Raw genomic sequence first — 4,259 nt, 5'->3', positions numbered from 1 at the left:
CTCATCATCCAATGCCTGCGCGCCACCGCCTGCAAGGCTGGTGCGATCTGGGAGAAATTCGAGAGTCAGCATCCCGGCGACAAGCTGGCGCAATTGCRTGCCTGGGTTCGCATGGCCGCCGATTGCCTGACGGCTGACGGCCGCGGCTGCGATATGGCCAACGCAGCCATCGAGTTGACCGACGCGGATCATCCGGCCCGGCGCGTCATCAAGGAACTCAAGGAAGCCCAGCGCGATCGCCTTGTCACGCTGTGCAGGGATGCCGGCATCGGCCAAGCTGAGCTGCTTGCCGATACGCTGTCGCTTCTGCTTGAAGGCGCCCGTGTCAGCGTTCAAAGTGTCGGTACCGAAGGCCCCAGCGCGCAGTTCGTGCGCATGGCGGAAGGGCTGATCGTCTCCTTCCGCGGCACTGCTGCCGGCTGAATTCTCCCCGGCAATCTTTTCGATCTCGCGACCGAGAATGGACGATGCGCCACGCCTTTGGCGTGAGCGCCATTGCAATCGCGGCTGACTGGAACGAAAAAAGCCCGCTGCCGGGAGGAGGTGGCAGCGGGCTCGATTTCGAGTGTGGCGCGGGAGGAGGTGCACCCCACTCAGCGTCGGCATCGCATCTGGGAGGAGTAGATGGCCGACAACTGCAAATTAGGGGCTGCCCAATGATTCGGCAATCGTGGATCGTGCATAGCAGCTGTGCAGATTCGCTGTATCACCCGCGAAAGTTGCCGAGTGTGACCGGAAAAGCGCAGGCAAGCTTCACTGCACCGGAACGTTTTCCCTGAAGATCAGGCGCGGCTCGATGAACTTCCGCGTCAGATAGGGCGCCGAGGATGCAATCGAGCCGAGCAGGCGGATGACCGACTGCTCGGCGATCAGCCTGGCATTCTGGTCGATGACGACATCGAGCAGGTCGTCGACCAGATAGCCCCGCGTGTCCTTTGTGAGGTCGTGACAAATGAACACCGGCTTGCGGTTCGGCCTTAATTCCCGGATCGCCTTTGCAACGCCCGAATGTCCGGCTCCGACGCAATAGATGCCGAGCAGTTCGGGCTCGTTGTGCAGCGCCTTCATGGTCTCGGCATAGCTGACGTCGGGCTCGTCGTTGATCTCGACCGCGCTGCTGACGGTCAGGTTGGGAAACTCTTCGTTGAGCACCGAGCGGAAACCCATTTCGCGCTCTTCGTGGCCGCGATAGGAGCGCGAGCCGACGACCATCGCCAGATGGCCGGTGCGACCGCCCAGGAAGCGTCCCATCAACAGCGCCGCGGTTCGTCCTGCCACCCGGTTGTCGATGCCGACATAGGCCGATCGCGGTGCGGCCGGGACATCCGATACCAGCGTGACCAGGCGCATGCCGGCGTCGACGATGTCGCGCAGGATGTTGCGTGTGCGCGGATGGTCGACGGCGATGACACCGACGCCATTGGCCCTGAGCGAGAGGTTTTCGACGGCGGTCTGCAGCGCGCTCGGCGAGATTCCGGCGAGGTTGTGGATCCGGCACGAGGCGACAAGCGGCAGCCGCGCGGCGTAGTCCTCGATATGTCCGGCGAGATCGCGCATGAAGGCATTGCTGCCGATCGGCAGCAGGAATTCGAGATGGGCGGGCCGCGAGGGCAGCGTCACCTGATCGGCGACCGGCAGATAGCCGAGTTGCTTGGCGGCCTCCATGACGCGCTGGCGGTTGGCGGCACTAGCACCTGGCCGGTTGTTGAGCACCCTGTCGACCGTTGCTGTCGACAGCCCGCAATTGCGGGCGATATCCGAGACGGTGGCTTTCATGCCCTAACCCTATGTCCCGATGCGATGCCGCGCCAGGCGAGCGATGCGATTTGAGGTGACGGCTGATTGCCGCCCATCAGCCGGACAGTCATTCGGCCGCCTCGACAAGACGGCTGTCCGGACTCAGTGCGATGGCTTGCCATCGGCGATGGCATCGCGGATTTCCTTGTCCGACATGCCGGTGATGATCCGCTCGACTTCCGCCACGCTGGTCTTCTTCGGGTCGATGTCGTCGGCGACCACCTTGCCCCGGCGCATGACGACGATGCGGTCGACCACCTGGAAGACATGATGGATGTTGTGGGCGATGAAAATGCAGGAATGACCGGAATCGCGGGCGTTGCGCACGAAGCTCAGCACGCCCTGTGTTTCGGCGACGCCGAGATTGTTGGTCGGCTCGTCGAGAATGATGAGGTCGCTGTCGAAATGCATGGCGCGCGCGATCGCCACCGCCTGCCGCTCGCCGCCGGAGAGCGAGCCGATCGGTGTCGTCGGCGGGATGTTCTTCGAGATGCCGACCTGCTTGAGCAGGTCGCGTGCGACCGTGTTCATGGCGTCCTGGTCCATCCGATTGAGGAAGCGCGGCGGCTTGATCGGCTCGCGTCCGAGGAACAAATTGCGGGCGATCGACAATTGCGTGACCAGTGCCGAGTCCTGGTAGATCGTCTCGATGCCGTGGGCGATGGCGTCGCTGGTGTTGCGCAAGCTCACCTTCTTGCCGCGGATGAAGATGTCGCCGCTGGTCAGCGGAACGGCGCCCGAGAGCACCTTGATCAGCGTCGACTTGCCGGCGCCATTGTCGCCGAGCAGGCCGACGATCTCCCGTTCATTGACATGGAAACTGGCGTCCTCGAGTGCCTGCACGCGGCCATAGGACTTGCGGATGTTCTGCATGCGGATCAGTGGCTCGGCCATGGTTCAAGTCCCTGCCTGATGCCGGCGTTCCAGCCATGAATGGAGCGCCATCATGCCAAGGATGATCGCACCGATGAAGATATTGTAGGCAAGGCCGGGCACGCCGATCAGCACGATGCCGTTGCGCATGACGCGCAGGATCAGGATGCCGAGCACGGTGCCGATGATCGTGCCGCGCCCGCCGGTCAGCGCCGTGCCGCCGATCACCACCATGGCGATGACTTCGAGCTCATAGCCGGTGCCGCTGTTGGGGTTGGCGGCCGAGGTGCGCAGCGACGAGATGACGCCGGCAAGCGAGGCCATCAGCGATGACAGCACGAACAGGCCGATCTTGACGCCGCTTACATTGACGCCGCGGGCGCGCGCCGCATTGGGATTGCCGCCGGCCGCCTGGATCCAGTTGCCGGTGCGGCTCTGCGTCAGGACATAGCCGAGCGCGATGGCCGCCGCGATGAACCAGAACAGCGACATGTAGATGCGGAACGGCCCGATGAAGAAGTCGCCGACCAGCGCCTCCGCCAGCCAGCTGCCTTCGGCGCTCCAGGTGCGCTGCGGAAACCCGTCGGTGACGAAAAGGGCGGTACCGCGCACCACCAGCAGCATGCCGAGCGTCACCAGGAAGGACGGGATCTTGAGCTGCGTGACGAACCAGCCATTGACCAGCCCGATGAAGGCGGCGACCAGCAGTGCCGCGACAAAGCCGACCTCAAGCGAGGTGAGGCCGCTGTTGAACAGCGTCCACATCAGCACCGGTGAGAAGCCGAACAGCGAGCCGACCGAAAGGTCGAACTCGCCCGACGTCATCAACAGCGTCATCGCCAGCGCGATCAGGCCGAGTTCGACCGTGAAGGCCAGCGTGTTCGAAATGTTCTGCGGCGACAGGAAGTCGTGGTTGATGCTCCAGAAAACGGCGATCTCGATGACGAGCAGCACCAAGGGGCCGAACTCAGGCCGCGCAATCAGGTGTTGGATGAGCGAACGATTTTCCACGAGCAACCCGCGATAGGATTGGAAAGGCTGAGCCTTGCACAGCGAAGGGCTCGGCGAAAATGGAGAAGTCAGTCGCGACCGCCGGGGCAGTCGCGACTGTTTGAGTTTGGGATCTTATTTGCCGGACAGGATCTTGTCGTAGACCGCGGCGGTATCCTTTTCGTAGAGCGCACCGGTGATCACGTTGAAGCCCGGAGGAATGCCGGCAGCGGCCATGTTGGCCAGGGAGAGGGCGACATAGCTGGTCGCCTGCGGGTCCTGCCACTGGCCGGCATTGACGTAGCCGTTCAGCACTTCCTGGGTGGTGTCGAGCGAGTTGCCCCAGCCGACGACCGGAATTTCACCCGGCTTGATGCCGACCTGGTCGAAGACCCGCTTGATCGAGCCGGTCACCAGGTCGCCAAGGCCGATGATCGCCTTGACCTTGGCCTTGTTGGCGGTGAGGTAGTCGACCATGCGGTTGATCACTTCGGCCTGGTCAAGCGTGGCTTCGGTGATTTCATAGGTGATGCCGAGCGGACCGAAGACGCTCTTGATGCCTTCCTCTTCCTGGACGCCATAGGTGGCCCCGGGAACCT

General features: G+C 63.2%; 5 protein-coding genes. 1 reads left to right on the top strand and 4 read right to left on the bottom strand.

All coding sequences use genetic code 11. The features are described 5' to 3' along the window. A partial coding sequence (locus tag ACXJ7R_RS26065; RefSeq protein ID WP_457154342.1) for a TetR/AcrR family transcriptional regulator occupies positions 1-423 on the top strand: 423 nt, incomplete at its 5' end. A gap of 330 nt (positions 424-753) precedes the next feature. Here ACXJ7R_RS26065 and ACXJ7R_RS26060 read toward each other — a convergent pair. From ACXJ7R_RS26060 to ACXJ7R_RS26045, 4 genes are all read right to left on the bottom strand, one after another. Beyond that, positions 754-1,776, bottom strand: coding sequence for a LacI family DNA-binding transcriptional regulator (locus ACXJ7R_RS26060; protein ID WP_457154341.1), 1,023 nt, complete (start codon positions 1,774-1,776; stop codon positions 754-756). Between the two features lie 123 nt (positions 1,777-1,899). Further along, positions 1,900-2,691, bottom strand: coding sequence for an ATP-binding cassette domain-containing protein (locus tag ACXJ7R_RS26055; protein ID WP_457154340.1), 792 nt, complete (start codon positions 2,689-2,691; stop codon positions 1,900-1,902). Positions 2,692-2,694: 3 nt separating this feature from the next. Continuing rightward, on the bottom strand, positions 2,695-3,681 hold the full coding sequence (locus tag ACXJ7R_RS26050; RefSeq protein ID WP_095091975.1) for an ABC transporter permease: 987 nt from the start codon (positions 3,679-3,681) through the stop codon (positions 2,695-2,697). 114 nt (positions 3,682-3,795) lie between these two features. Then, a partial coding sequence (locus tag ACXJ7R_RS26045; protein ID WP_457154339.1) for a substrate-binding domain-containing protein occupies positions 3,796-4,259 on the bottom strand: 464 nt, incomplete at its 5' end.

The organism is Mesorhizobium sp. P5_C1, assembly GCF_054049815.1.
The sequence above is the reverse complement of the archived record's forward strand: the minus strand, read 5'-3'. Positions and strand labels throughout refer to the sequence as shown.

What these genes read in the sequence shown, in the direction of transcription:
- ACXJ7R_RS26060 (WP_457154341.1), bottom strand. Translation starts at nt 1,776, where the DNA reads ATGAAAGCCACCGTCTCGGATATCGCCCGCAATTGCGGGCTGTCGACA.
- ACXJ7R_RS26055 (WP_457154340.1), bottom strand. Translation starts at nt 2,691, where the DNA reads ATGGCCGAGCCACTGATCCGCATGCAGAACATCCGCAAGTCCTATGGC.